Annotated in this window: 26 protein-coding genes; 12 read left to right on the top strand and 14 right to left on the bottom strand. The window is 63.2% G+C overall.

Features of this window, described 5'->3' with window-relative positions:
* Positions 1–17 precede the first annotated feature (17 nt).
* From fdxA to ACXJKE_RS00305, 7 genes are all read right to left on the bottom strand, one after another.
* Positions 18–347 (bottom strand): ferredoxin FdxA, encoded by a 330-nt coding sequence (fdxA, locus tag ACXJKE_RS00335; protein ID WP_457278594.1) that lies wholly within the window; start codon positions 345–347, stop codon positions 18–20.
* 92 nt (positions 348–439) lie between these two features.
* Entirely contained in the window at positions 440–1,765 is a 1,326-nt protein-coding gene (locus tag ACXJKE_RS00330) for a sulfate adenylyltransferase subunit 1 (protein ID WP_457278593.1), read from the bottom strand.
* 114 nt (positions 1,766–1,879) lie between these two features.
* Positions 1,880–2,836: a sulfate adenylyltransferase subunit CysD gene (gene cysD, locus ACXJKE_RS00325; protein ID WP_457278592.1), complete on the bottom strand. Its 957-nt coding sequence runs from the start codon at positions 2,834–2,836 to the stop codon at positions 1,880–1,882.
* Positions 2,837–2,843: 7 nt separating this feature from the next.
* Positions 2,844–3,464: a phosphoadenosine phosphosulfate reductase domain-containing protein gene (locus tag ACXJKE_RS00320; protein WP_457278591.1), complete on the bottom strand. Its 621-nt coding sequence runs from the start codon at positions 3,462–3,464 to the stop codon at positions 2,844–2,846.
* Positions 3,465–3,469: 5 nt separating this feature from the next.
* Entirely contained in the window at positions 3,470–3,865 is a 396-nt protein-coding gene (locus tag ACXJKE_RS00315) for a DUF934 domain-containing protein (protein WP_457278590.1), read from the bottom strand.
* 20 nt (positions 3,866–3,885) lie between these two features.
* A complete protein-coding gene (locus tag ACXJKE_RS00310) occupies positions 3,886–5,697 on the bottom strand; it encodes a nitrite/sulfite reductase (RefSeq protein WP_457278589.1) in 1,812 nt (603 codons plus the stop codon).
* 44 nt (positions 5,698–5,741) lie between these two features.
* Positions 5,742–6,533 carry a sulfite exporter TauE/SafE family protein gene (locus tag ACXJKE_RS00305; RefSeq protein WP_457278588.1) on the bottom strand — a complete coding sequence of 264 codons (792 nt, stop codon included), beginning with the start codon at positions 6,531–6,533 and terminating at the stop codon, positions 5,742–5,744.
* A 266-nt stretch (positions 6,534–6,799) separates the two neighbouring features.
* On the opposite strand from ACXJKE_RS00305, the gene ACXJKE_RS00300 reads away from it, so the two are divergent.
* Both ACXJKE_RS00300 and ACXJKE_RS00295 read left to right on the top strand, forming a co-directional pair.
* Positions 6,800–8,011, top strand: coding sequence for an ABC transporter substrate-binding protein (locus ACXJKE_RS00300; protein ID WP_457279760.1), 1,212 nt, complete (start codon positions 6,800–6,802; stop codon positions 8,009–8,011).
* A gap of 66 nt (positions 8,012–8,077) precedes the next feature.
* Complete coding sequence (locus tag ACXJKE_RS00295; RefSeq protein ID WP_457278587.1) at positions 8,078–8,944, top strand: response regulator transcription factor; 867 nt, start codon at positions 8,078–8,080, stop codon at positions 8,942–8,944.
* A gap of 88 nt (positions 8,945–9,032) precedes the next feature.
* Here the strand turns inward: ACXJKE_RS00295 and mnmC are convergent, their stop codons facing one another.
* Both mnmC and ACXJKE_RS00285 read right to left on the bottom strand, forming a co-directional pair.
* Positions 9,033–10,946: an FAD-dependent 5-carboxymethylaminomethyl-2-thiouridine(34) oxidoreductase MnmC gene (gene mnmC / locus ACXJKE_RS00290; RefSeq protein WP_457278586.1), complete on the bottom strand. Its 1,914-nt coding sequence runs from the start codon at positions 10,944–10,946 to the stop codon at positions 9,033–9,035.
* A 150-nt stretch (positions 10,947–11,096) separates the two neighbouring features.
* Entirely contained in the window at positions 11,097–11,369 is a 273-nt protein-coding gene (locus tag ACXJKE_RS00285; RefSeq protein WP_457278585.1) for an oxidative damage protection protein, read from the bottom strand.
* 145 nt (positions 11,370–11,514) lie between these two features.
* On the opposite strand from ACXJKE_RS00285, the gene ACXJKE_RS00280 reads away from it, so the two are divergent.
* From ACXJKE_RS00280 to ACXJKE_RS00270, 3 genes are all read left to right on the top strand, one after another.
* Positions 11,515–12,555, top strand: coding sequence for a sulfate ABC transporter substrate-binding protein (locus ACXJKE_RS00280; protein WP_457278584.1), 1,041 nt, complete (start codon positions 11,515–11,517; stop codon positions 12,553–12,555).
* Positions 12,556–12,697: 142 nt separating this feature from the next.
* A complete protein-coding gene (ssuE, locus tag ACXJKE_RS00275) occupies positions 12,698–13,297 on the top strand; it encodes an NADPH-dependent FMN reductase (protein ID WP_457278583.1) in 600 nt (199 codons plus the stop codon).
* Between the two features lie 107 nt (positions 13,298–13,404).
* Positions 13,405–13,620 carry a TOBE domain-containing protein gene (locus tag ACXJKE_RS00270; protein WP_457278582.1) on the top strand — a complete coding sequence of 72 codons (216 nt, stop codon included), beginning with the start codon at positions 13,405–13,407 and terminating at the stop codon, positions 13,618–13,620.
* 133 nt (positions 13,621–13,753) lie between these two features.
* Here ACXJKE_RS00270 and ACXJKE_RS00265 read toward each other — a convergent pair whose 3' ends face one another.
* From ACXJKE_RS00265 to ACXJKE_RS00255, 3 genes are read right to left on the bottom strand one after another with little or no spacing between them, the layout of a single operon-like run.
* Entirely contained in the window at positions 13,754–14,797 is a 1,044-nt protein-coding gene (locus tag ACXJKE_RS00265; RefSeq protein ID WP_457278581.1) for a Bug family tripartite tricarboxylate transporter substrate binding protein, read from the bottom strand.
* 58 nt (positions 14,798–14,855) lie between these two features.
* Positions 14,856–16,064, bottom strand: coding sequence for a CaiB/BaiF CoA transferase family protein (locus ACXJKE_RS00260; protein ID WP_457278580.1), 1,209 nt, complete (start codon positions 16,062–16,064; stop codon positions 14,856–14,858).
* Between the two features lie 23 nt (positions 16,065–16,087).
* Positions 16,088–17,065: a hydroxymethylglutaryl-CoA lyase gene (locus ACXJKE_RS00255; RefSeq protein WP_457278579.1), complete on the bottom strand. Its 978-nt coding sequence runs from the start codon at positions 17,063–17,065 to the stop codon at positions 16,088–16,090.
* A gap of 125 nt (positions 17,066–17,190) precedes the next feature.
* Here ACXJKE_RS00255 and ACXJKE_RS00250 point away from each other — a divergent pair, with 125 nt between their 5' ends.
* From ACXJKE_RS00250 to ACXJKE_RS00235, 4 genes are all read left to right on the top strand, one after another.
* A complete protein-coding gene (locus ACXJKE_RS00250) occupies positions 17,191–18,102 on the top strand; it encodes a LysR family transcriptional regulator (RefSeq protein ID WP_457278578.1) in 912 nt (303 codons plus the stop codon).
* A gap of 355 nt (positions 18,103–18,457) precedes the next feature.
* Positions 18,458–18,823 (top strand): hypothetical protein, encoded by a 366-nt coding sequence (locus tag ACXJKE_RS00245; protein ID WP_457278577.1) that lies wholly within the window; start codon positions 18,458–18,460, stop codon positions 18,821–18,823.
* Positions 18,810–19,058, top strand: a complete 249-nt coding sequence (locus ACXJKE_RS00240) for a hypothetical protein (RefSeq protein WP_436154840.1) — start codon at positions 18,810–18,812, stop codon at positions 19,056–19,058. Before ACXJKE_RS00245 ends, ACXJKE_RS00240 begins: the two co-directional genes overlap by 14 nt.
* 162 nt (positions 19,059–19,220) lie before the next feature.
* Positions 19,221–19,775, top strand: coding sequence for a DsbA family protein (locus tag ACXJKE_RS00235; RefSeq protein WP_457278576.1), 555 nt, complete (start codon positions 19,221–19,223; stop codon positions 19,773–19,775).
* On the opposite strand, the gene ACXJKE_RS00230 is transcribed toward ACXJKE_RS00235, so the two are convergent.
* The gene (locus ACXJKE_RS00230) at positions 19,772–20,293 is read right to left on the bottom strand and encodes an N-acetyltransferase family protein (RefSeq protein ID WP_457278575.1); all 522 of its coding nucleotides are present in this window, start codon (positions 20,291–20,293) and stop codon (positions 19,772–19,774) included. The two genes, ACXJKE_RS00235 and ACXJKE_RS00230, sit on opposite strands and share 4 nt — an antisense overlap.
* A 146-nt stretch (positions 20,294–20,439) precedes the next feature.
* Here ACXJKE_RS00230 and ACXJKE_RS00225 point away from each other — a divergent pair, with 146 nt between their 5' ends.
* Complete coding sequence (locus tag ACXJKE_RS00225; RefSeq protein WP_457278574.1) at positions 20,440–21,000, top strand: helix-turn-helix domain-containing protein; 561 nt, start codon at positions 20,440–20,442, stop codon at positions 20,998–21,000.
* A 19-nt stretch (positions 21,001–21,019) separates the two neighbouring features.
* Here ACXJKE_RS00225 and ACXJKE_RS00220 read toward each other — a convergent pair whose 3' ends face one another.
* Positions 21,020–21,616: a hypothetical protein gene (locus tag ACXJKE_RS00220; protein WP_457278573.1), complete on the bottom strand. Its 597-nt coding sequence runs from the start codon at positions 21,614–21,616 to the stop codon at positions 21,020–21,022.
* A gap of 134 nt (positions 21,617–21,750) precedes the next feature.
* Between ACXJKE_RS00220 and ACXJKE_RS00215 the strand changes: the two genes are divergently transcribed.
* Together ACXJKE_RS00215 and ACXJKE_RS00210 are read left to right on the top strand one after the other, a co-directional pair.
* Positions 21,751–22,074, top strand: coding sequence for a DUF6172 family protein (locus ACXJKE_RS00215; RefSeq protein ID WP_457278572.1), 324 nt, complete (start codon positions 21,751–21,753; stop codon positions 22,072–22,074).
* Between the two features lie 2 nt (positions 22,075–22,076).
* Entirely contained in the window at positions 22,077–22,580 is a 504-nt protein-coding gene (locus tag ACXJKE_RS00210; RefSeq protein ID WP_457278571.1) for a hypothetical protein, read from the top strand.
* Positions 22,581–22,588: the final 8 nt, after the last annotated feature.

Here is a 22,588-nt window from a genome sequence, read left to right as displayed (position 1 = left end):
AGGCCGGATGAACCGGCTTAGCGGACCAATTCGGACAGTTTGCCCGTCTTGTCTTTCCATTCCTCGGCGTCGGGCAGGGCATCCTTGCGCTTGGTGATGCTTTTCCAGCCCGCGGCACGGCTCAATTCCACATTGAGCTGGATGAATGCCACCTGGTCGGCCGGCACGTCTTCCTCGGCGTAGATGGCATTGACCGGGCATTCGGGGATGCAGACGGCGCAGTCGATGCATTCGTCCGGATCGATCACCAGCATGTTGGGGCCTTCCCGGAAGCAATCCACGGGGCAGACATCCACACAGTCGGTGTATTTGCAGCGGATGCACGATTCGGAGACGATGTGAGTCATGTTATTTGGGGCTAATCGGTGGAAACCCTCAATTTTAAGAGGATTCCGTGAGCAGGGTTAAGTCGTTGAAGGGCGCGGGGCTTGGATCCCGGTCAAAGGACCAGCACGGCACCTGAAGTCTTGTTTGAGGCGGTGTCCACCAGGACCAGCGAGCCCAGCATGCGCGAACGGGCATAGGGCAGGGTGGCCAGCGGTTCCTGCAGGCTCAGCTCGATGTGGCCGATGGCATTGGGCGGCAGCTCGCTGGCGTCTTCTTCGGCGAGGGTGTTGACATCGAGCTTGTGAACGATGCGTTTGACCTTGGCCTTGACCCAGCGGTGGCCGTGCAGCGCCCAGTAGATGCGCCCGGCGACCAGCGGCTCATCGTCCATCCAGGCCACGGTGGCCGAGATATCCCGTGAGGGCTCAAAGGTATCCGTGGCCAGCAGCCAGTCGCCGCGCGACACATCGACTTCCCGGTCCAGCACGATGCCTGCACTGTGGCCGGCCAGGATGGCCTTGGGCTGGCGGGCATGGTCCAGCACCTGGGCCACCACGGCCGTCTTGCCGCTGGGGAGTATGGTCACGCTCTGGCCCGGCTGTACGCCGCCCGAGGCAACGCGGCCCCAGAAGACACGCCGGCCCTGGGAGGTATCGGATGAGGACGAAAACTTTTCAACCCATTGCACCGGGAAGGCAAAGGCTTCGGTGGTCTCGGCCGGCGTGACGGGCAGGTGTTCCAGCAACTGCAGCAGCGACAAGCCTTCATAACCGCACCAGCCGGGCTGGGCGTCCACCACGTTAAAGCCCTTGAGGGCAGACACGGGAACGGTCGCTTTCACCGGGATTTTCGCGGCCCGGGCGAATGTTGCCAGCGCTGCTTGAATGTTCCTGAAAGCCAGCGTTGGGTCTTCCACGGCGTCGAGCTTGTTCACGGCGAACACGATGGACGGCACGCGCAGCAGGTTGACCAGCAGCGAATGGCGGCGGGTTTGCTGCAGCAGCTCCAGCGCGGGGTTTTTCCAGTCGAGCTTGGTCGCATCCACCAGCACGACGGCGGCGTCGGCACTGGAGGCGGCCGTCACCATGTTGCGGGTGTATTGCTCATGCCCAGGGGCATCGCCGATGATGAATTTGCGGCTTTCAGTGGCGAAATAGCGGTAGGCCACGTCAATGGTGATGCCCTGCTCGCGCTCGGCCGAAAGGCCGTCCGTCAGCAATGCCAGGTCGGTTTCACCCTGGCGCTGCACGCCGGCCAGGTGGTCCTGCAGCACGGCCTTGCTGTCCACCAGCAGGCGGCCGATCAGAGTGCTTTTGCCGTCGTCGACCGAACCGCAGGTGATGAATTTCAACGCAGGTTTCAGGTCATTTTGGCCTGCAACCGTTTCTGGCTGTGCGCCGTCAGCTATCAAATCAGTAGTGTGGGTACTTGTGGTCATCTCAGTCTCAAAAATGGTGGCAAGGTCTTTATCAGTGGGGGCCGCGGGTCCGGCTGTGCCGGTCCGCAGGCGCCGCCCCCTGGGGGGAGCAGGCGAAGCCTGTCCGGGGGAGAACTAAAAATACCCGTCTTTCTTGCGCTTTTCCATCGAAGCGTCGGAGGTCTTGTCGTCCATGCGCGTTGCGCCGCGCTCGCTCACGTCGGCGGCCAGCGTTTCGATCACGATCTCGGCGGCCGTGGCGGCCGGGCTGTCGACCGGGCAGGTGCAGGTGATGTCGCCGACGGTGCGGAAACGCACGGTCTTTTCAACGATCTGCTCCCCGTCGCGTGCCGGGGTGAGGTCCGTCACCGGTACCAGCAGGCCCTTGCGTTCGACCACCTTGCGCTGGTGCGCGTAGTAGAGCGAAGGCAGTGCGATTTGCTCCCGTTCGATGTACTGCCACACGTCGAGTTCGGTCCAGTTGGAGATCGGGAACACCCGGAAGTGCTCGCCGGGCTGCAGCCGGGTGTTGAACAGCGTCCAGAGCTCAGGGCGCTGGGCCTTGGGTTGCCATTGGCCGAAGCTGTCGCGGTGCGAAAAGATGCGCTCCTTGGCGCGGGCTTTTTCCTCGTCGCGGCGCGCGCCGCCAATCAGGGCGTCAAAGCGGAATTCGTCAATCGCCTCAAGCAGCGTGACCGACTGGTGCACATTGCGCGATTCGCCTGGGTGGGCCAGGCGCACCGTGCCGCGTTTCATCGAGTCTTCGACATTGCGCACGATCAGCTCGGCGCCCAGTTCTTTTGCGCGGAAGTCACGGAAGTCGGTCACTTCGTGGAAGTTGTGGCCGGTGTCGATCATCAGGAGCGGGTAGGGGATGCGGCCCACGCCGAAGGCCTTTTCCGCGCACTTGAGCATCACCAGCGAATCCTTGCCGCCCGAAAACAGCAGGGCCGGGCGCTCAAAGGCGGCGGCTACTTCGCGCAGGATGAAGATGGTTTCCTCTTCCAGCGCATCGAGATGGGAGTTGGACAGCCGCGCGATGGAGATCGCCGGGTCGGCTGGCAGCAGGTGGGATGGTGTGCGGGCGTTCATAGGTCAGTCAGTGCGCAAGGTGCAGGCCGCATTCGCGGTTGTCTTCGCCCTTGGTGGGGTCCACATAGTCAAAATTGTTGGGCAGGCCGTTGATCTCACAGTACTGGTAAAGGTCCTTGGACGACCAGTGCAGGAGCGGCGCGACCTTGATCAGTCCGTCGGGGTTGACGCTGACCGGGTCCATCTGGGCGCGTACCGCGGTGTCGGTGGCGCGCAAGGCCGTGAACCAGACCTGGGGCGCGGTTTCACGCAGGGCGCGGGCAAATGGCTCGAGTTTGACTTCTTCGGTGAAGGCAGCATGGCGTGGATCGTCCAGCGCCGGGGTCAGGCCTTCCACCGCCTCGCGGTGCGCACGGGAGCGGCGCGGCAGGTAAATATGCAGGTCCAGCTTGAGCAGCTTGGTCACTTCGTCGGCGAACTGGTAAGTGGCCTCGGTGTTGTAGCCGTTGTCCATCCAGACCACGGGAACGCGGGGATTGGCGCGCGTCACCATGTGCAGTATCACCGCCTCGAAGGGGCGGAAATTGGTGGTGACGATGGCAGGCCGGCCCAGTCCCACGGCCCAGCCCACCAGGCCCTGTGCGTTGTGGCCGAGTTCTGCGTTGATTTTTGCAAGGTCGAGGCTCATGGTGTTCAGGCGGCAGCCGCCTCCTTGAAGTGGGGTTGCACGTCTACCGCATCGCCCTGGTATTTGCCTGCTTTGTAGCCGGGGTAGCTGCTCAACACACGTTGGGCAACGGCCATGTCCTGGTCAGCACGCAGCACGGCAGTGTCAAAGCCGCTGCGCTCCATCTGGGCGAGCTGGTCCACCAGTACGTCGCCGGTGGCGCGGATTTCACCCTTGAACTCGCGGCGGCGGCGCAGCAGGAAGGCCTGGCTGTAGGCGCGGCCATCGGTGAACTTCGGGAAGTGCAGGTCAATGCGCGCGATGCCGTCGAGTGTGATCTCGAATGGATCGGCATCGTTCGCAAGGACCAGGGTACCGGGTTGTTCGGCGCCGCTTTGTTCGCTGAAAGGCAGTAATTTCATCGTGATTTCCTTTCCAGTGTTCAGTGCGCGACGGTGTTGGGGGCAAAGCGCGCATTCTTGGCGGCGGCCTTGTAGGGTTCGATGCCGACGCGGCGGAAAGTCGCAATGAACGTTTCGCCGTCTTCGCGCAGCTGGCGATAGGTGTCGAGCACTGCTTCAATGACTTCCGGCACTTCGGCGCCGGTGAACGAAGGGCCCACCACCTTGCCAGGCACCGAGGCGCCGCTCAGCGTGGAACCATCGGAGCCGCCCAACGACACCTGGTACCACTCAAGGCCGTCCTTGTCTACGCCCAGGATGCCGATATGGCCGCTGTGGTGGTGGCCGCAGGAGTTGATGCAGCCGCTGATGTGCAGGTCGATCTCGCCCAGGTCGTGCAGCTCGTCCATGTCCTGGTAGCGCTCGGTGATGGCTTCGGCAATCGGGATGGAGCGCGCATTGGCCAGCGAGCAGAAATCACCGCCGGGGCAGGCGATCATGTCGGTCAGCAGGTGGATATTGGGCTTGGCAAAACCGGCCTTGCGGGCGGCGCGCCAGAGTTCGGGCAGCTCGTCGCAACGCACCCAGGGCAGCAGCAGGTTCTGGTCGTGCGTGACGCGCACTTCACCGGCGCTGAACTGGTCGGCCAGATCGGCGGCGATGTCGAGCTGGTCGGCCGTCGCGTCGCCGGGCGCCTGGCCCAGGCGCTTGAACGACAGCGTCACGGCGCGCAGGTCGGGGTTCTGGTGCGGGGCCACATTGCGCTGCAGCCAGCGGCCGAACTCCACGTCGTCTTCGGCGGCGGCGCGCAGGATGTTGGCAATTTTTGTATCGGCGCTCTTGCGGTCGCAATTGAGCGCAGGCGGCACAAAGCAGGCTGTCACGCGGTCGAGTTCTTCCTGCGTGATGGTGTGCGGCGCGCCATCGTGTTCCAGGATCTGCTTGTATTCGGCCTCGACGTCGTCAATGTAGCGCTGGCCTTCGGCTTTCACCAGAATCTTGATGCGGGCTTTGTAGATGTTGTCGCGGCGGCCATAGCGGTTGTACACGCGCACCACGGCTTCCAGGTAATTCATGATCTGGTTCCAGGGCAGGAACTCGCGGATCACCGTGCCGATCACCGGCGTGCGGCCCATGCCGCCGCCCACCAGCACCTTGAAGCCCAGCTCGCCTTCGGCGTTGCGGATCAGATGCAGGCCGACGTCGTGCCAGGCGGTGGCGGCGCGGTCTTCGCGGGCGCCGCTGATGGCGATCTTGAACTTGCGCGGCAGGAAGGCGAACTCGGGGTGCAGCGTGCTCCACTGGCGCAAGATTTCGCCGAAGGGACGCGGGTCGGCAATTTCGTCGACGGCGATGCCCGCGCGCTCGTCGCTGGTGATGTTGCGGATGCAATTGCCGCTGGTCTGGATGCCGTGCATGCTGACACTGGCCAGCAGGTCCATTACCTCGGCGGATTTGTCGAGCGGGATCCAGTTGTACTGAATGTTCTGGCGCGTCGTGAAGTGGGCGTAGCCGGTGGTCAGCTTGGAGCTGACCGACAGGCCGTTTTTCAGGTTCACGGGGCCGAGCTTGTCCTGTTTGGACTGGGCTTCGTTGAACAGCGCGGCGTTGGGCTGGTCGTACTCGCGGGCGATTTTGGCCAGCACGCGCACTTGCGCGCTGGAGAGCTCGCCATAAGGCACCGCCACGCGCAGCATGGGCGCATAGCGCTGTACATACCAGCCGTTTTGCAGGCGCAAGGGGCGAAATTCGTCTTCAGGCAACTGGCCTGCCTGCCAGCGGGTCAGCTGGTCACGGTACTGGTTGGCGCGGGCCTTGACAAACTCGCGGTCAAATTCTGTGTATTGGTACATGGCTGTCGGGATTCAAACGTCGTGGGATTTTTATAAGGAGAGGGTCAGATCGAAATCAGTTTCACGCCGGCATAGGCCAGCAGCACGGACAACAGCGAGCGGATCACGCGGTCTGGCGTTTTGTGCACCAGGTGCGAACCGAGCCAGATGCCGGGCAGGGAGCCTGCCAGCAGCTTGATGAGCAAAGGCCAGTCTACCGAACCGATGGAGGCATGGCCCAGGCCGGCCACCAGCGTCAGGGGCACGGCATGGGCGATGTCGGCCGCCACGATGCGCGGCAGCGGCAGGGTGGGGTAGAGCAGCATCAGCACGATCACGCCGATGGCGCCCGCGCCGACTGACGTCAAAGTGACCAGCGTGCCGATGACCGCACCAAACAGCAGCGGCAGCGACCAGTGGCGCGCACGCGTGGCCTGGCCTATGAGTTCGGGCGCGATGGTGGTCGGGGCGGCCTTGCCGCGCAGCACCTTGTAGGCCGTGGCGCCGGCCGTCAGCAGTAACGCCAGGCCGAGGGTGGTGGTCATGATGGCTTGCGTAGCCGGGTTGGCGGGGCCCATGCGCTGCAACATATACAAGGTCGCCAAGGCAGCCGGAATGCTGCCGGCTGCAGTTTGCCCGACGATTTTCCAGTCGACCACACGGGCGCGGGCCAGGCTGACGGTGCCGCCCATCTTGGTAAAGGCGGCAAACAGCAAGTCGGTACCGATGGCCAGGTGCGGTTTGACGCCGAAAAAGAAGATCAGCAGCGGCGTCATCAGCGAGCCGCCGCCCACCCCTGTCAAACCGACGACGAGGCCGACGGCAAAACCAGCAAATACAAAGGCAAATTCATGCATAGCGGGAGAATGTAAGTGCGCGACTTATAAAAACAAACTACACATTTGTTCTGCCGTTATGCAGATAAGCTTATTCGCCAATAAATATGCGGGTTTCGAACGGTTTTTTCGTGTTGGCGGCATAAGGCTTGCATTCAGGTTGGCCGTTCACCAGCCGACCCGTCACAAAGCGCTGGTACAGTCCCTGCTCTTTCGGATGAGCTGCCCGGTTTTGGGCTTGCCGCACGAACCGAATTGCCCATTTTTGGAGAAAACCCGTGAAATTGATGAAGTCCGCCCTGATGGGCGGTTTGTTTCTGGCCTGCGCCACGGCGGTGACGCTCGCCCAGGGCAGCCCGAAGCCTCCCATCAAGATCGGCGAAATCAACAGCTACTCCGCCATTCCCCAGTTCGCCCAGCCTTACCGGCAAGGCTGGCAGCTTGCGGTCGAGGAAATCAATGTGGCTGGTGGTCTGCTGGGGCGCAAGATCGAAGTCATCTCGCGCGATGACGCCGGCAAACCCGAAGAAGCCCTGCGCCAGGCCGTCGAGCTGACCTCAAAGGAAAGGGTGGATGTGCTGGCGGGAGGGTTTTACTCTAGCGTCGGGCTGGCGCTGGCCGGCCATGCCCAGGCCAGCCGGCGGGTGTTTATCGCCAGCGAATCGCTGGCCGACGCCATTGTCTGGGAGCAAGGCAACCGCTACACCTTCCGCCTGCGGCCTAGTACTTATATGCAGGCGGCCATGCTGGTCGAAGAGGCAGCCAGGTTGCCGGCCAAACGCTGGGCCACGATTGCCCCCAATTACGAATACGGCCAGAGCGCAGTCACTGTATTCAAGGAGTTGCTGAAAGCCAGGCGCCCGGACGTCGAGTTTGTGAGTTACCAGTGGCCGGCCCTGGGCAAGATAGAAGCCGGCCCGACGCTGCAGGCGGCCATGCAGGCAAAACCCGAGGCGATCTTCAACGCGACTTTCGGCGCCGACCTGGCCAGGCTGGTTCGTGAGGGCAACCAGCGCGGCATTTTTTCCCGTATGCCGGTGGTGTCGATGCTTTCGGGGGAACCCGAGTACCTGGATGCGCTGAAAGACGATACGCCGAAAGGCTGGATCGTCACCGGCTATCCGTGGGACCAGATCGACTCCCGCGAGCATGCCAGCTTTGCCGCCAACTACTATCGCCGCTTCAATGAATATCCCAAAGTCGGTTCGGCGGTGGGCTACGCCACCATGCAGGCGATTTTTGCCGCCATCCGCAGGGCCAATTCCACCGACAACGAAAAGCTGGTGGTGGCGCTGCGTGGCCTGAAATTCTCCACGCCTTTCGGCCCCGCCGAATTCCGCGCCATTGACCACCAGTCCACCATGGGCGCCTATGTGGGCAGGCTGGACCTGCGCGGCCACAAGGGCACCATGGTGCAATGGCGCTATGCCGACGGCAAGGCCTATTTGCCAAGCGATGCGTATGTCAAGGCCCGCAGGCCCGCCGCGGCCATGAAGTGACGTTTTGACAACGCAGGCGCTGAATTCCTTGAAGCCTCCCCGGCGATCCCCCCATAATCGGGCGCAATGACGAATACGGGTGGTGAGGCTGTCAAGCGGGTTTTTGTAAAAGTGTTCGGGTTTGATGACGTTGAGCGTCATGCCCTGAACGCGGTGTTTCGCATTTCCGAAACACGACCTATCGCCTACACCCCCTGGACGCCCGACGCGCCCGAAGAGGCCTTGATGGCGCTGATTGACGGCGACAGCTGGGAAGCTGCGCTGGAGCTGGCCAACCCCGCGAATGACGACTTCACTCTGATCTGGATCGGCGACAACCCGCCGGCCAGGGCGCGCCTGGTGATTCCACGCCCGCTGCAGTGGACCGCCGTGATTGACGGCATGGACGAATTGCTGGCCGCTGAACGGCGGCAGGCCGCGCAGGCTCTGCCGCCGGGCAAAACGCGTGGTGAGAAGGACCTGGATCTCGACCTGCTGTCCGAATCCACCGCGCTGCTGGACCTCGATCTCGACTTTGATTCGCAGGCGCCTACCGCGCCGGCGCCGCTGGAAGCCCCGGAGCCCCTGCCGGAGCGCCCTCAAGTGTTGGTGGTGGATGCTGATCGCGACGCGCGTCTTTACCTGCGTGCCAGGCTGGCCATGGCCGGTTTCGTGAAGATAGACGAGGCGACCACCGGCACCGAAGCGCTCAAGCTGATTGACACGCATCTTTACAAGCTGGTGATTCTCGACATGGAGCTCCCCGACATTGAGCCCTGGGAAATGGTCAAGCGGGTGGAGGCATCGCGCCCTGCCATCGCCTATCTGATTTTGACCGGCAACCGTCTCTCCCCGCTGGACACCGTGCGCGGATGGTTCGGCGGCGCGCGCGGCAGCCTGCGCAAACCCCTGCACCCCGGAAAGCTCAAACGCCTGCTGCGCAGCGTGGAGTGAAGGCGCTCATTACGCCCTGAATGCTATCTATTTGATAGCTGCTTGCGCCCGTTCCCCCTTGGTTTCAGCCCTGTTTGGCTTAAAAATCTCAAATATTGACGATCAGCGCGGGCAGGGCATGCTGCGGCATCAGCGCCTCCGCCAGCCGCTGTTCAATCGGCAAAGGTTCGGCGTGCAGCTTCGCCGCCAGCAATTCCCCGCAAAGCGCGGCAAACGTCAGCCCGCGCGAGCCCATGCCGCTGCACACCCACAGGCCCGGGCTTTCTTCCAGCGGGCCCAGTGCGGGCAAGCGGCTGGGCGTGGCACAGCGCACACCCGCCCAGGACTGAACCTTCCCGGGCTCAAACTGTGCGGCCAGTGCACGGGCGGTTTGCGGCAGCAGGGTTTGCAGCCGGCTGAAATTGTGCTGGTCGTCCTGGGGCCGCGTTTCGGCCTGGGTGTTGTCGCGTTCAAAGCTGGAGCCCATGACCCAGGCCAGGCCGCCGGCCTTGCTGGGCAGGGGCACCGCGGGCACCAGGCTGCCATGGCCGTTCACGGGAAAGGGCGGCAGTGCGCTGGCCGCGCCGGGCTCATGCAGGCCCCAGCTCACTTGGCCCCGGATGGCCTGCAGTGCAAGGTCACCAGCCTTGTTCGTTGCGGCGCCGGCAGCCAGTTCGAGGCTGGCATAACCGGCCGCCAGCACCACGAGTTCGGCGCGGGCCAACTCCCGGCCCTGCGCATCCAGAACCTGCCACTGGCCCGAGGCCTGGTTCAGGCGGCTCACCACTGATCGGCCGTGCGATTGCACACCCGGCCCAGCCAGCCAGGCGTCGACCAGGGCGGCCGGCCGGATCCAGCCCGCCCGCGCATGCCACAACGCGGGCGTATCCGGCGGCAGGCCGCATTGCCTGAGCTGGGCAGCGTCGGCTGGCCCTGTCCAGTCCCCAGCGGCGTCGGCCCAGTCCGTTTGCCAGGCCTCGGGCTGTTTGCGCGGGTGCTCCACCGCATGCTCCAGTACGCCGGTGCGGCCCCAGTCGCCGGCCTGCAGCATTGCCTCGGCCTGCTGCAGCGTGGCGCGAATGCCATGGCGCGACAGGCGCGAGAGCGGGTTGTCGTCGGGCGAGACATGCGGCGCCAGCAAGCCGGCGGGCAGGCCGGACGCCCCGGTGGCGGGCTCTTCGGCTGCGTCCAGCACCACGACCTGCCAGCCGCGACGCGCCAGGCTGGCCGCCACAGCCGCGCCGGCCAGGCCGGCGCCAATCACCACGCAGCGCCCGGGCAGCCGGCGAGCGGGCGAGGGCTGCGCTTTTTTAGGTTCCCACGCCGGGTTGAACTCACCCTGCAGGTTGTCGCGTTTGGGCGGAATGCCCGGCACCTTGTTGACCACAAATCCGCATTGCGCCAAGGCGTCGCGCACGCTGCGTGCAATCGTCCAGGTGGCGATTCGCGTGCCGCGCCGGCAGCAGCGGGCCACCGCCTTGAAGGTGTGCACGTCCCAGATGTCCGGATTGCGCTGCGGGCTGAAACCGTCCAGGTAGACCGAATCTGCCTCAAACGATTGTTCGCGCAGCATGGCCTTGGCGTCGCCGATGCACAGCGTCAGCAAGACTTGGCCGCCTTCAAACACCAGCCGGTGAAAGCCCGGCAGCAGGCCCCACAGCTGGCGCTGCAGCTGTTCGGCGAAGGGAAGTAGTTCAGGGTGGGTTCGGGCGCTGCGCAATACGTCTTCGGCGCTGGCCGGAAAGGCTTCCGTCGAGACGAAATGCAGCAGGCCAGGGCGCTGTGGGTCGGCCTTCCAGGCGGCCCAAGTCACGAGGAAATTCAGGCCCAGGCCGAAGCCGGTTTCAAGAACAGTCCATTGTGGCTGGCCAGCCCAGGCTTCGGGCAGGCCGCAGCCCTTGAGGAAGACTTCTTTAGCCTGGTCCAGGCCGCCCAGCTCGCTGCGGTAGCGGTCGCCAAAGCGCGGGCTGTAGGGGCTGCCGCCGGCTGTGCCGTCGTCCAGCCACTCGATCACCTCAGCCATGGCCGACCAATGCAAGTTTCATTGTTAGTGACAGGCGTGTGGTCCCCGGTTTCAGGCCAGCCGGGGCCGCGGAACCGGCTTTGCCGGGCCGCAGGCGCAGCGGCCCCCTCGGGGGGCAGCGCAGTACGCGAAGCGACAAGCGTGGGGGCCTTATTGAGTCGGGGGAACGTAGCCTTGGACGGCATCGGCGCCGTCGCCGAAGAAGTGTTTTTCCATCTGGCGCGCCAGGTACTGGCGGGCGCGGGCATCGGCCAGGTTCAGGCGGTTTTCGTTGACCAGCATGGTTTGCTGCTTCATCCACTCCGCCCAGGCTTCCTTGCTGACTTCTTCCCAAAGGCGCTTGCCCAGCGGGCCGGGATAGGGCGGAAAGTCCAGGCCTTCGGCTTCTTTACCGAGTTTGATGCATTTGACGAGGCGTGCCATGGGGTAGTTCTTTCGTAGGGCTAAGGTGTCTAAGGATGTTTGTGGAATAAAGAACTGATTTTTTATTCGTTCCAGTTTCTAAGGTCTGCTTCCAGAATCCATTTTGTTCGCATTTACACGCAATTTTTTGGAAAAGAGAGCAACCATGACTTCACGCCGCAACTTTATCAATGTTTCCGCCCGCACTGCCGTGGCGGCCGGTTTGGGTTTGACGCTGGCAGGGTCACTGCTGACCGCCCAGGCCCAGCAAGCGCCCGTCACGCTGCTCAACGTCTCGTATGACCCAACCCGTGAGCTTTACGTCGAATACAACGCGGCCTTCAGCAAATACTGGAAAGCCAAGACCGGCCAGGATGTGACGATCAAGCAGTCGCACGGCGGCTCCGGCAAGCAGGCCCGCTCCATCATTGACGGCCTGGACGCCGACGTGGCCACCCTGGCCCTGGCCGGCGACACCGACGCGTTGGTCAAAAACGGCGGCTGGTTGTCGGCCGACTGGCAAAAGAAACTCCCGCACAACTCGTCGCCCTACACCTCGACCATCGTGCTGGCCGTGCGCCAGGGCAACCCCAAAGGCATCAAGGACTGGGACGACCTGATCAAGCCCGGCATCACCGTGATCACGCCCAACCCCAAGACCTCGGGCGGCGCCCGCTGGAACTACCTGGCCGCCTGGGAATTCGCCAAGCGCAAATACGGCAGCGATGCCAAGGCCAAAGAGTTCGTTGCCAAGCTGTACGGCAATGTCTCCGTGCTGGACACCGGAGCGCGCGGCTCCACCATCACCTTTGCCCAGCGTGCCCAGGGCGACGTGCTGATCGCCTGGGAAAACGAAGCCTACCTGCTCGAAAAAGAATTCGGCGCCAAGTTCGACGTGGTCGTGCCGTCGCTGAGCATCCTGGCCGAGCCCGCCGTCGCCGTGGTCGACAAAAACGTCGACAAGAAGGGCACCCGCGCCGTGGCCGAGGAATACCTGAAGTACCTCTACTCTGAAGAAGGCCAGGACATCGCCGGCAAGAACTTCTACCGCCCCGCTGTTTCGCAGAAAGCCATTGCCAAGTACGCCAAGCAGTTTCCCAAGCTGAACCTGTTCACCATCGACCAGGCCTTCGGCGGCTGGGCCAAGGCTGATAAAGAGCATTTCGCAGACGGCGGCTCGTTCGATCAGATCTATACAAGGAAGTAACCCCCCGAAGCGGCCTGCGGCCGCCTCCCCCCGAGGGGGCGCCCGCTGCGGCCCGGCGAAGCCGGTTCCGCGCCGGCACTGGAATGAGATAACTGGCACACGCCGCTTGGCACTTAAGGCAAATCAGGAAGAACTTTAAATAATGTCCGTACAACAATCCGTGCTGCTTATTGCCGGCAGCCCTTCCGAACAGTCCCGCTCCGCCGCACTGCTCGACTCCGTCAGCGACAGGCTGGCCCTGCGGGGTGGCCTGGTGGTCGATCGGCTGAACATCCGTGAGCTGCCGGCTCAGGCTTTGCTGCTGGCTGAGTGGGGTCATCCGGCGATCGTCAAGGCGATTGACCAGATTGCCCGTGCGCGCGCCATCGTGGTGGCCACGCCGGTGTACAAGGCGGCTTACAGCGGCCTGCTCAAGGTGCTGCTGGATTTGCTGCCGCAAACGGCGCTGAAGGAAAAAACCGTGCTGCCGCTGGCCACCGGCGGCAGCCCGCACCACATGCTGGCGCTGGACTACGCCTTGCGCCCGGTGCTGCAGGCGCTGGCGGCCCGCCACATCCTGCCCGGTGTGTATGCCACCGATTCGCAGGTGCCGCAGTCGGCCGACAAGCGCTACGAAGTCGGCCCCGAGATCACCGTGCGTCTGGACGATGCGGTGCTGACCCTGCTGGCCGAAAGCTTCCGCATGGCGGCCACGACAGGCTTTGAGCCGGTGCATTTTTCGCGGGTGCGATGTAGCGTCTGACGCCCGTCCCGGTGCGCGGGGTTTGCAGGCCGCTGTGTAAGGCCTGCGCCATTGAATTCGCTGAATTTCAGCGCAACGAGTTTTAAACCAGTTTCAGGAAAATTTTTATGTCCATCCAAGCCATCAATGTCCGCAACCAGTTCCGCGGAAAAATCAAGGAAATCATCCGCGGTGACGTGGTGTCTGAACTCGACGTTGAAACCCCATGGGGCATCGTCACGTCGGTCATCACCACGCGGTCGGTCGACCAGCTCGAACTGGCTGTCGGCAGTGAAGTGGTGGCACTGGTCAAGTCGACCGAGGTGTCCATTGCCAAGCTGTAGGCCGTCCCGGGCGGGTTGATTGCCAAATTGCTGCCTGGCGCTTTATTGACGGGCGCAAGCAGCTATTAAAACCATAGCAATCCAGGGCCGTCCCGTTGTGATGAACAGCAGGGCGGCCGCCCGTGCGTGTGCCTTACTGCAGTTCGACGCCCGCCTTTTTCACCAGCTGCGCGTACTTCACCAGTTCGCTGCGAAAGTACTGCGCGGCGGCTTCCGGGCTGCCGGGGTTGATGGTGTTGCCCTGCTTGAGCATGGCTTCCTTCACTTCGGGCGTGGCATAGGCGGCAACCACCGCGTCGTGGATGCGTTTGACGTCGGCCGCCGGCAGCTTCGCGGGGCCTATCACCGCGAACCAGCCTTCCATGTTGTAGTTGGGCAGGCCTTGTTCCGCAATGGTCGGAATGTCGGGCGCCGCGGGTGAACGGGCGCTGCCGCCCACACCGATGGCGCGCAAGGCGCCGCTCTTCAGGTGCGCCTGCACGGCAGGGAGCGCCAGCACGCCCATGTCCACCTGCCCGCCGATCATGTCGGCAACCATGGGGCCCACGCCCTTGTAGGGAATGTGTTTGGCCTTGACCTGTGCTTCGTCCAGAAACATCTGCGCAGCCAGGTGCAGGATGGTGCCGTTGCCCGACGACGCATAGTTGTAGGCGTCGGGTTTGGCCTTGAGCAGGGCGACCAGCTCTTTCACGTTGGTGGCCGGCAGTTTGGCGGGGTTCACCACCAGCACCATCGGCGTGGTGCCAATGACGGTGATGGGCGTGATGTCGGCCACCGGGTCGAACGGCAGCGACTTGTAGACGCTGGGGTAGATCACGTGGTTGTTGGACACCACGCTCAGCGTCATGCCGTCGGGGGCAGCCTTCACAAGCGCGGACGTGCCGACAATGCCGCCTGCGCCGGGCTGGTTTTCAATCACCACCGGGTTGCCCAGCGCCTTGCCCAGCGCAACACTGGCCGCTCGCACGATGGTGTCCACGCCCGAACCGGCGCCCACCGGCAGGATGAAGCGCACCACCTTGTCGGTGGTCTGGGCCATCAATCTGCGCGGCGAAGCCAGGAAGGCGCCACCGGCAAAAAGGGCGCCCAGTCCCCAGAGGGCCTGGCGCCGGGTTGCGGGTTTGTTGCTCAAGGCTGAGGTATCGGTACTGCGGATCATCTTCATCTTCGGGGTCATTTTGTCTCCTTCATTGTCGTGAGTCGCGCAAATCGGCTGGCAGGTTCAACTCACTGCCTCAACTGACGGCCGCTTGCCGGTGCAGGTCATCCATTTCACCCGTGCTGTAACCCAGGCCTGCCAGCAACTCGCGGGTGTGTTCGCCCAGCGTGGGCGGGTGCAGGCGAACCCCCAGGCGCTCCCCCTGCATGGTGATGGGGAATAGGGTGGTTTTTACCATCTGGCCGGCCTTGGGGCCATCGGGCAGGCGCACGTCGGCCAGGCCGCCGGTGGCCAGCAGGTGCTCATCGTCGAACAAATCCTCGGGCCTGCGGATGGGCGCAAACGGCAGGCCGGCTTTTTCCATCACGGCTGAAAGCTCTGCCGCAGCGCGCGGGGCCAGCCGCGCCGCTAGGTCCTTGAGCAGGGCGGGGCGCACCGCCACACGCTGGTTGTTGGTGGCCAGCGCCGGGTCGGCCTTGAGGTCGGCAAAACCCAGCACGGTACAAAAGGTCTGCCACTGCGCGTCGCTCACGGCCGCCAGGAAGATCTGTTCACCGTCCCGGACCGTGAACACGTCGTACACCGCCCAGGGGTTGTCGCGCGCGGGCATGGGGGCCGGGTGTTTGCCTGTCATGGCGTACTGCAGCATGTGCTGGCCCATCAGGAAGACATTGTTTTCATACAGCGCCGACTGCACTTCCATGCCCTTGCCGCTGATGCCGCGCTGGATCAGCGCACCCAGCGCGCCGATGGCGCCGAAGAGCCCGCCCATGATGTCGTTCACGCTGGTGCCGGCGCGCAGCGGGTCGCCGGGCCGGCCCGTCATGTAGGCCAGGCCCCCCATCATCTGCACCACCTCGTCAAGCGCGGTGCGGTGGTCATAGGGCCCGGGCAAAAAACCCTTGTGGCTGACGTAAATGATGCGCGGGTTGACGGCGCTGAGCGCGGTGTAGTCCAGGCCGTACTTGGCCATGGTGCCGGGCTTGAAGTTTTCGGCCACCACGTCGGCGCTGGCGCAGAGCTTGCGCGCCACTTCGGCGCCCACCGGATCGTGCAAATCAATGCCTATGCTTTTCTTGTTGCGGTTGAAGAGCGGAAAGAAGCCCGAGCCGGCGCCCAGCAGGCGGCGGGTCCGGTCGCCGTCAATGGGTTCGACCTTGATGACTTCGGCGCCCATGTCGGCCAGCACCATGCCGCAGGTGGGGCCCATGACCATGTGGGTGAACTCCACCACGCGCAGGCCGGCCAGCGGCTGTGGGGTGGTGGATTCGGGAATAGTTTGCATGCAGGTGTTCCGGGGGAAAAAGCTCAAGCCGCAGCGGGGGCAGCAGATGCGCGCATGGATTTGGGCAGGCCCGCGCGCCACAGCGTGCCGTGCAGGGTTTCGCCTTCAAGCCAGCCCGCCACCCGGGTGCGCAGCGCCATCAATTTGTCAAAGTCAATGCCAGTTTCGATACCCATGCTGGCCAGCATATAGGCAAGGTCTTCAGTGGCCACGTTGCCGCTGGCGCCGGGCGCATGCGGGCAGCCGCCTATGCCGGCCAGGCAAGCGTCAAAGCGCGTCACGCCGGTTTGCAGCGCGGCATACACATTGGCCATGCCCAGTCCGCGGGTGTCATGAAAGTGGCCGCAGTCAAGCCGCTCACCGGCCACCTCAAAAGCCTGCTCAAACAGCAGGCGCACCATTTCCGGGTCGGCGTAGCCCACGGTGTCCGCCAGGCCCACGCGGTCGGCACCGGCGTCCAGCACGGCGCGCAGCAGCCGCAGCACCTCGGACGGCTCGACCCGGCCCTGCAGCGTGCAGCCAAAGGCCGTGCTCATGCCAACTTCGATCACGATAGGTGAGCCCGAGGCATCACGCAGTTCGCGGATGCGGGCGATTTCTTCGACCACGTCGTCGGGCGTCTTGCGCAGGTTGGCCAGGCTGTGGGCGTGGCTGGCCGAAATCGGCAGCAGCATCAGGTCGGCGCCGGATTCGATGGCGCGCTCGGCGCCTTTGAGGTTGGGCACCAGTACCGATGTGACCAGGCCGGGCAGTGTTTTGGCAAAGGCCACCAGCTCGGCGGTGTCGGCCAGCTGCGGCAAGAGGCGCGCGGGCACAAAGGAGCCAACCTCGATCTCGCGCTGGCCGGCGTCGTAGGCCGCCTGGATCCACTCCAGCTTGTGCGCGGTCGGCATCACGGCGGCAATGCTTTGCAGGCCGTCACGCAGGCCGACTTCACGAATCGTTGCCTGCCGGGGGAGGGCAGGCCTTGAAGGCAGGTTCACTGTGGTCTCCGTTGTCATTCTGTTCATTCTCAGGGCGCAGCTGCAGTTTAGAATTTCCCAAAAGGCTTGGTTGATCAATTCCGGAAGCACTGACATTCCGATTGGGAATATCAAATCTGCCCCCTGACCGCCAGGAGCCGCCCATGAGAGACCTCGACATGACCACGCTGCGGCTGTTCGCGGCGGTATGCGACGCACGCAGCATTGCCCGCGCGGCCGAGCAGGCCAACATCGTCGGCTCGGCCATCAGCAAGCGGCTGGCCCAGCTCGAAGACACCGTCGGCACGCCGCTGCTGGTGCGGCGCCGCCGCGGTGTGGAGCCCACGCCCGCCGGCGAAAGCCTGCTGGAACACGCGCGCACCATGCTGGCCAGCGCCGAGCGCATTGAACGCGACATGGCCGCCTATGCCCAGGGCGTGCGCGGCCAGGTGCGCATCCTGGCCACGGCTTCTGTCATGGCCGAGTCGCTGGCCGACGACGTGGCGGCTTTTTTGCAGGAGCCGGCGCACCATGACATCCAGGTCGACATGGAAGAGCGCGTCAGCCCCGATGTGATTCGCGGCATCAAGGAGGGTGTGGCCTCGGTCGGCATTTGCTGGGACGCTGCCGACCTGAGCGGCCTGCAGTCGCGCAGCTACCGCACCGATCACCTGGCCATCGTGACCCACCCGTCGCACCCGCTGGCAGGCGAGAAAACCCTGCACTTTGAGCAGACGCTCGACTTCGAGCATGTCAGCCTTCCCGCGCACAGTGCTGTGCAGGTGCTGCTCTTGCGGGCTGCTGCGCTCAAGGGCAAGGTCGTGGTTCACCGCGTCATCGTGTCCAACTTCGAGGCCGCCTTGCGTGTGGTCCGCGCCAACCTGGCCATCAGCGTGGTGCCGCGCGAGGTGGCTGAGCCTTATGCCGCCACCTATGGGCTGCGTGTGATGCCGCTCGCCGACCCCTGGGCCCGCCGGCGCTTTGCCATCTGCTTTCGGGATGAGGCGGCTTTGTCGGCGGCGGCAAAGCTGCTGGTGGCCCATCTGGCGGCAAAAGGGTTGCCCGATGGAGGGTGAAAAGTACCGTAGACGCTCTGCGCGGTATTTCGGGTGCTATCAAATCAGGAGCTACTTGCGCTTACCAGCATTGGCCTGCAGCTACTTTTCATCCATTAAACAGCGTTCAAAAGACGTTTGGTAACACCTGCAGGCACGCCAAATGGCCTCTGGAAGCCCGGGGAAAGCTTCCGGGCCTGCCGTTTAGAGGTAAAATAGGCCTCCAACCCACAGCAGACAAGCGCGAGCAGCTATAAAAAATATAGCGCGCAGGGCTGATCCAGGCTAGCCCGAAAGGGGGCCAGCAACCGCCGAAGGGCGGTTACCTGGTCCGCAAAGTGCTTGATTTAGGGGAAGGAAGCCCCAAATTCACTGCATGAACGCCACCCAACCCCATCCCCACAAAACCGACCTCACGGTCACCCACGTACTGGCCGAGCTGCTGGAACGGCTTGAGCACAGCGCGGTGCCGGTGGGTGCCGAGCAGTATCGCTCCGTGGTGCTGCACCTGGTCAACGAACTGGGCGATGTGGAACCCGGCATGGCGCTGGGCGCGCTGCTCGACACGCACCCGGCTGCGGCAGAGCTGTATGAAAACGTCAATTACCAGTACGCGGGCCTGTGCCGGTCTGCGCTGGACGCCTCGCTCGCTGCCGAGCTGAAGGCCAAAGAGGCCATTGAAAAGGCCATGAAACCCATCAACCCCCAACTGAAGGAAGACCCCAACCATGGCAAGAGCTGACGCCAAAACCGCCGTACTCGCTGACGGCCTGCGCTACAAGTCCAAGGTGTCGGGCTCACCGTTTGCTGCCACCACGTCATTTGGCGCTGCCACGATGTCGTGTTTCATGTGCGGCAAGCACCGCGCCCGCTCCCTGATGGGCACCCGTAAAGTGCTGGGCAAGTCCCAGGCCGTGTGCTCGCCCTCGTGCAAGGCACTCGACGAAGCCCTCGAAAACGCCGCCAACCAGGCCTGAAGCTGAACCACGGGCCGGCAACCGCCGGCCTCTACCTGGCTATCCACGGCTACCCACAACGCCGATGGGGCCGTACGGCTCCTTGATCACCGCGCACACCCGGGCGCATACTGTGCTGAAGACATTTTTCAATGTCTGAACACACAGCTAAAGGTGATTTTCATGGCCGATTCGTCCCAACCCGACCCGTTTCTCGAACCCGACGATGCCATCGACCATATCCATGGCCCGGCGTCGGCCCCGGTCACTGTCGTGGAATACGGCGATTTCGAATGCCCGTCCTGCTTTCAGGCCTATGGCGCCCTGAAGGTGATGCTGCCGCACTTCGGGCGCCAGCTGCGTTTTGTCTTCCGGCACTTTCCGCTGCGCGAAGTGCACCCCCATGCCGAGCTGGCCGCAGAAGCGGCAGAAGCCGCCGGCGCGCAACACAAGTTCTGGCCCATGTATGAGCTGTTGTTTACCAACCAGCACCACCTCAAAGACAAGCACCTGCTCGACTACGCCGCCCAGGCCGGCCTGGACATGGCCCGCTACCAGAACGAAATGAACGACCACGTCTACCTGCAGCGCGTGCAGGAGCACATGCAAAGCGGCCGCCACCTGGGCGTGCGCTCAACGCCGGCGTTTTATGTCAACGGCGTGTTCTGTGATGTGTCGTTTGGGCTGCAGCATCTGCATGAGGCTATCGACAAGGTGTTGACCAGCCAACAGACTTAACCGTCAACAGGCTGAAGCGGCGTCTTTAACGTCTTCTGCAAAAACGCCAGGTCCAGCCAGCGGCCAAACTTGAAAGCCGCCTGTTTGATCGTGCCGCTGTGCTCAAAGCCCAGGCGCTTGTGCAGCGCAATGCTCACAGCGTTGTCCAGGTCAATCGCGCCGACCAGAACGTGCATGCCTTGCGCTTCAGCCCTGGCCACGATCGCCTCCAGCAGCTTGTGCCCCAGGCCCAGGCCGCGGCTGTCTTTCTCCACATAGACCGAATGCTCGACCGTGTACTTGTACGCCGGAAACGCGCGGAAGGTGCCGTAGCTCGCAAAACCCAGCAGCTTGCCGCTGTCGTCTTCCATCCCGACCACAGGAAAGCCGTTGGCACGCTTGGTGGCAAACCAGGTCACCATGCTTTCAGGTGCGCGTGGTTTGTAGTCATACAGCGCCGTTGAGTTGACGATCGCCTCGTTGAAGATGGCCAGGATCTGGCCGGCATGGCGTTCTTCATTGCATTCGACGAGATGCATGGGAAGTCCTTTCGCAGGGGTGTTCGGGTTGGGGGCCGTGTGGGGTCAATGTGGCGCAAATAGATCGTCTACTATAAGAGATTATTTATCCCCTATGATAGACGAATGTATTTCCCGTATTTGTCGTATTTCCCGGAAGGCACCCCATGACGATTGATGCCCTGATCGCGTCGCGGCTGCTGGCATTGCGCCAGGCCCAGGGCCTGAGCCTGGCACAACTGGCCGAAGTGTCGGGCGTCAGCAAAGCCATGATTTCCAAAGTGGAGCGCGTCGAAAGCAGCCCGACCGCCGTGATCCTCGGCCGCCTCGCCGCCGGCCTGGGTGTGCCGCTGGCGCAGCTGCTCACCGAAGACAAGGAAGCAGAAGCCGGCCGCAGGCTGCGAAAGAAGGCAGGGCAGTCCGTGTGGCGCGACCCGCAAGCCGGCTACCTGCGGCGCCAGGTGGCTGAGCGCGGGCCCGACCACGGCGTCGAGATGGTGGAAGTCGAGCTGCCGCGGTCGGCCAGGGTGGCTTACCCGCGATGGAGCGGCCAGCCCTACCGGCAGCGCCTCTGGCTGGTGGAAGGCGGCTTGCGCGTTGAGTACGGTGAAGAAGTTTTCAAGCTCGAACCCGGCGACTGCCTGGACTTCGGCGTTGACCGCCCCGTGGCCTTTAAAACCCTGGGACGCAGCGCCTGCCGCTATTTGCTGGTTGTCTGGCCCGGGTGAATTTGTCGCTCCTTACCCATTAACTGGCGGCAGCAGACCCCGGCACAGCAGCGACGTTCAGCGCCGCATGGCGCGCGCGTATGCGCCGCACCTGCAGCGCCGCTCCAATGATGTAAAGCAGCAAAAGCACACCCGTGGCGGCCTTGAGTTCGGGCGCATCGGCGTTGGGCAGCAGTGGCGCACCCAATGGCAGGCGCGTCGATGTCTCTGTGATGGCCGGGATCATGTGGAACAAAAAGGTGATCGAATAGCCCAGCGTTTCAACATACGGCGAGGCACGGCCCAGCACCTTGGTAGTGCCCGCCACCCAGGCAATGCCCAGCACCAGCAAGGTGATGATGCCCAGCGCATGCGGCTTGCCGAAGCCGCCGTGCTGGAAGATGCCAAAGCCGGTGAGGCAGGTGAGCACGGTGGTCCAGATATACACCTTGCCCAGTGTGGACGCGGCAATGATTTCCTTGTCGCGAAAGAAGGCGATCACGGCAGCCGCAACGGCCACCAGGCTGATGGCGGTGTGGATCACACCGAGGTAGGTCAAACCATAGATCATCGGAATCTCCTTGTGCCCCTGCCAGGTGAGGGACGTGGGGTTGAACAAGCTGACATGGGTACCCATGCAAACGCCATGCCGCGCAGATTGTTGCTGGTGACGCCGCTTTTGCCTATGACTTTTCGGCTTGCCCGGCCACGGCCCGATAATCGGTAGTACACCGTGGCCGCAGCGCGCCACTTTTTAGACCAGAAGTACTCATGAAAAAAACCTACCAGCTCACCATCGAAGGCAAAAATCGCGACCGCCTGCTCGATGCCGCCAAACACGACATCCGCAAATACCTCAAACGTGAACGCGCCAAGGCCTTGCCCAAGGGCGTGGATTTTTGGGACTTTGATTGCAAGTCGGGTGCGAGCGATGCTACGGTTGCGGAGGTGCCGGTGGCAGACCTCATCAAGTCGATTGACGAGATCGTGAAAGACGGCGCGCCGCAGTTCTATGTGGAAGTGGTGGCCAAGGGTGGCGTCAAGGCGCCCCGTGCGCGCAATGAGGGTGACGACGATTTCGCTGACGTCGAATAAGCATGCGCAGACTCTTTGCACTCCTGCTGATGGCCGCATGCGCCACCTCAGCAAATGCAGACCCGAATCTTGTCGGCCAGTGGAAGTCTGACTCCGAGATCAGCATGCGCTTCAATAACGAGCGCGCAAAGCTGGACAGCAAGACGGCCCTGTTTCTTTCGCAGCTGATGGGGCATATGACCCTGACCTTTACGGCCGATGCCATGACTTCCGAGCTGCCGGACCTGGAGACGAAAACGCAGGAGGGCCGAAAGAGGCCACTGACAGGCTTTCGCGAAACGCATCCGTATCGTGTCCTGGGCGTTGCTTCGGATTCGGTTGCAATCAAAACCGTTGCGGTAGTGACCGGCAAAGACGCCATCGTTGTCTATAACTTCATAAGCCCAGACATGCTGTGGGTGTACGCAGGCGGCGAAGACAACTCGCAGAGCCTTCATCTGCGTGAATACTATGTGCGGGTGAAGGATGCTCCCAAGCCGGATGTGCCGAAAAGCGCTCAGCCTTAGAGAAGCCG

This window comes from Polaromonas sp. P5_D5 (assembly GCF_054049435.1).
Note: the sequence above shows the minus strand (reverse complement) of the source record. Positions and strands in the feature narration are given on the sequence as shown.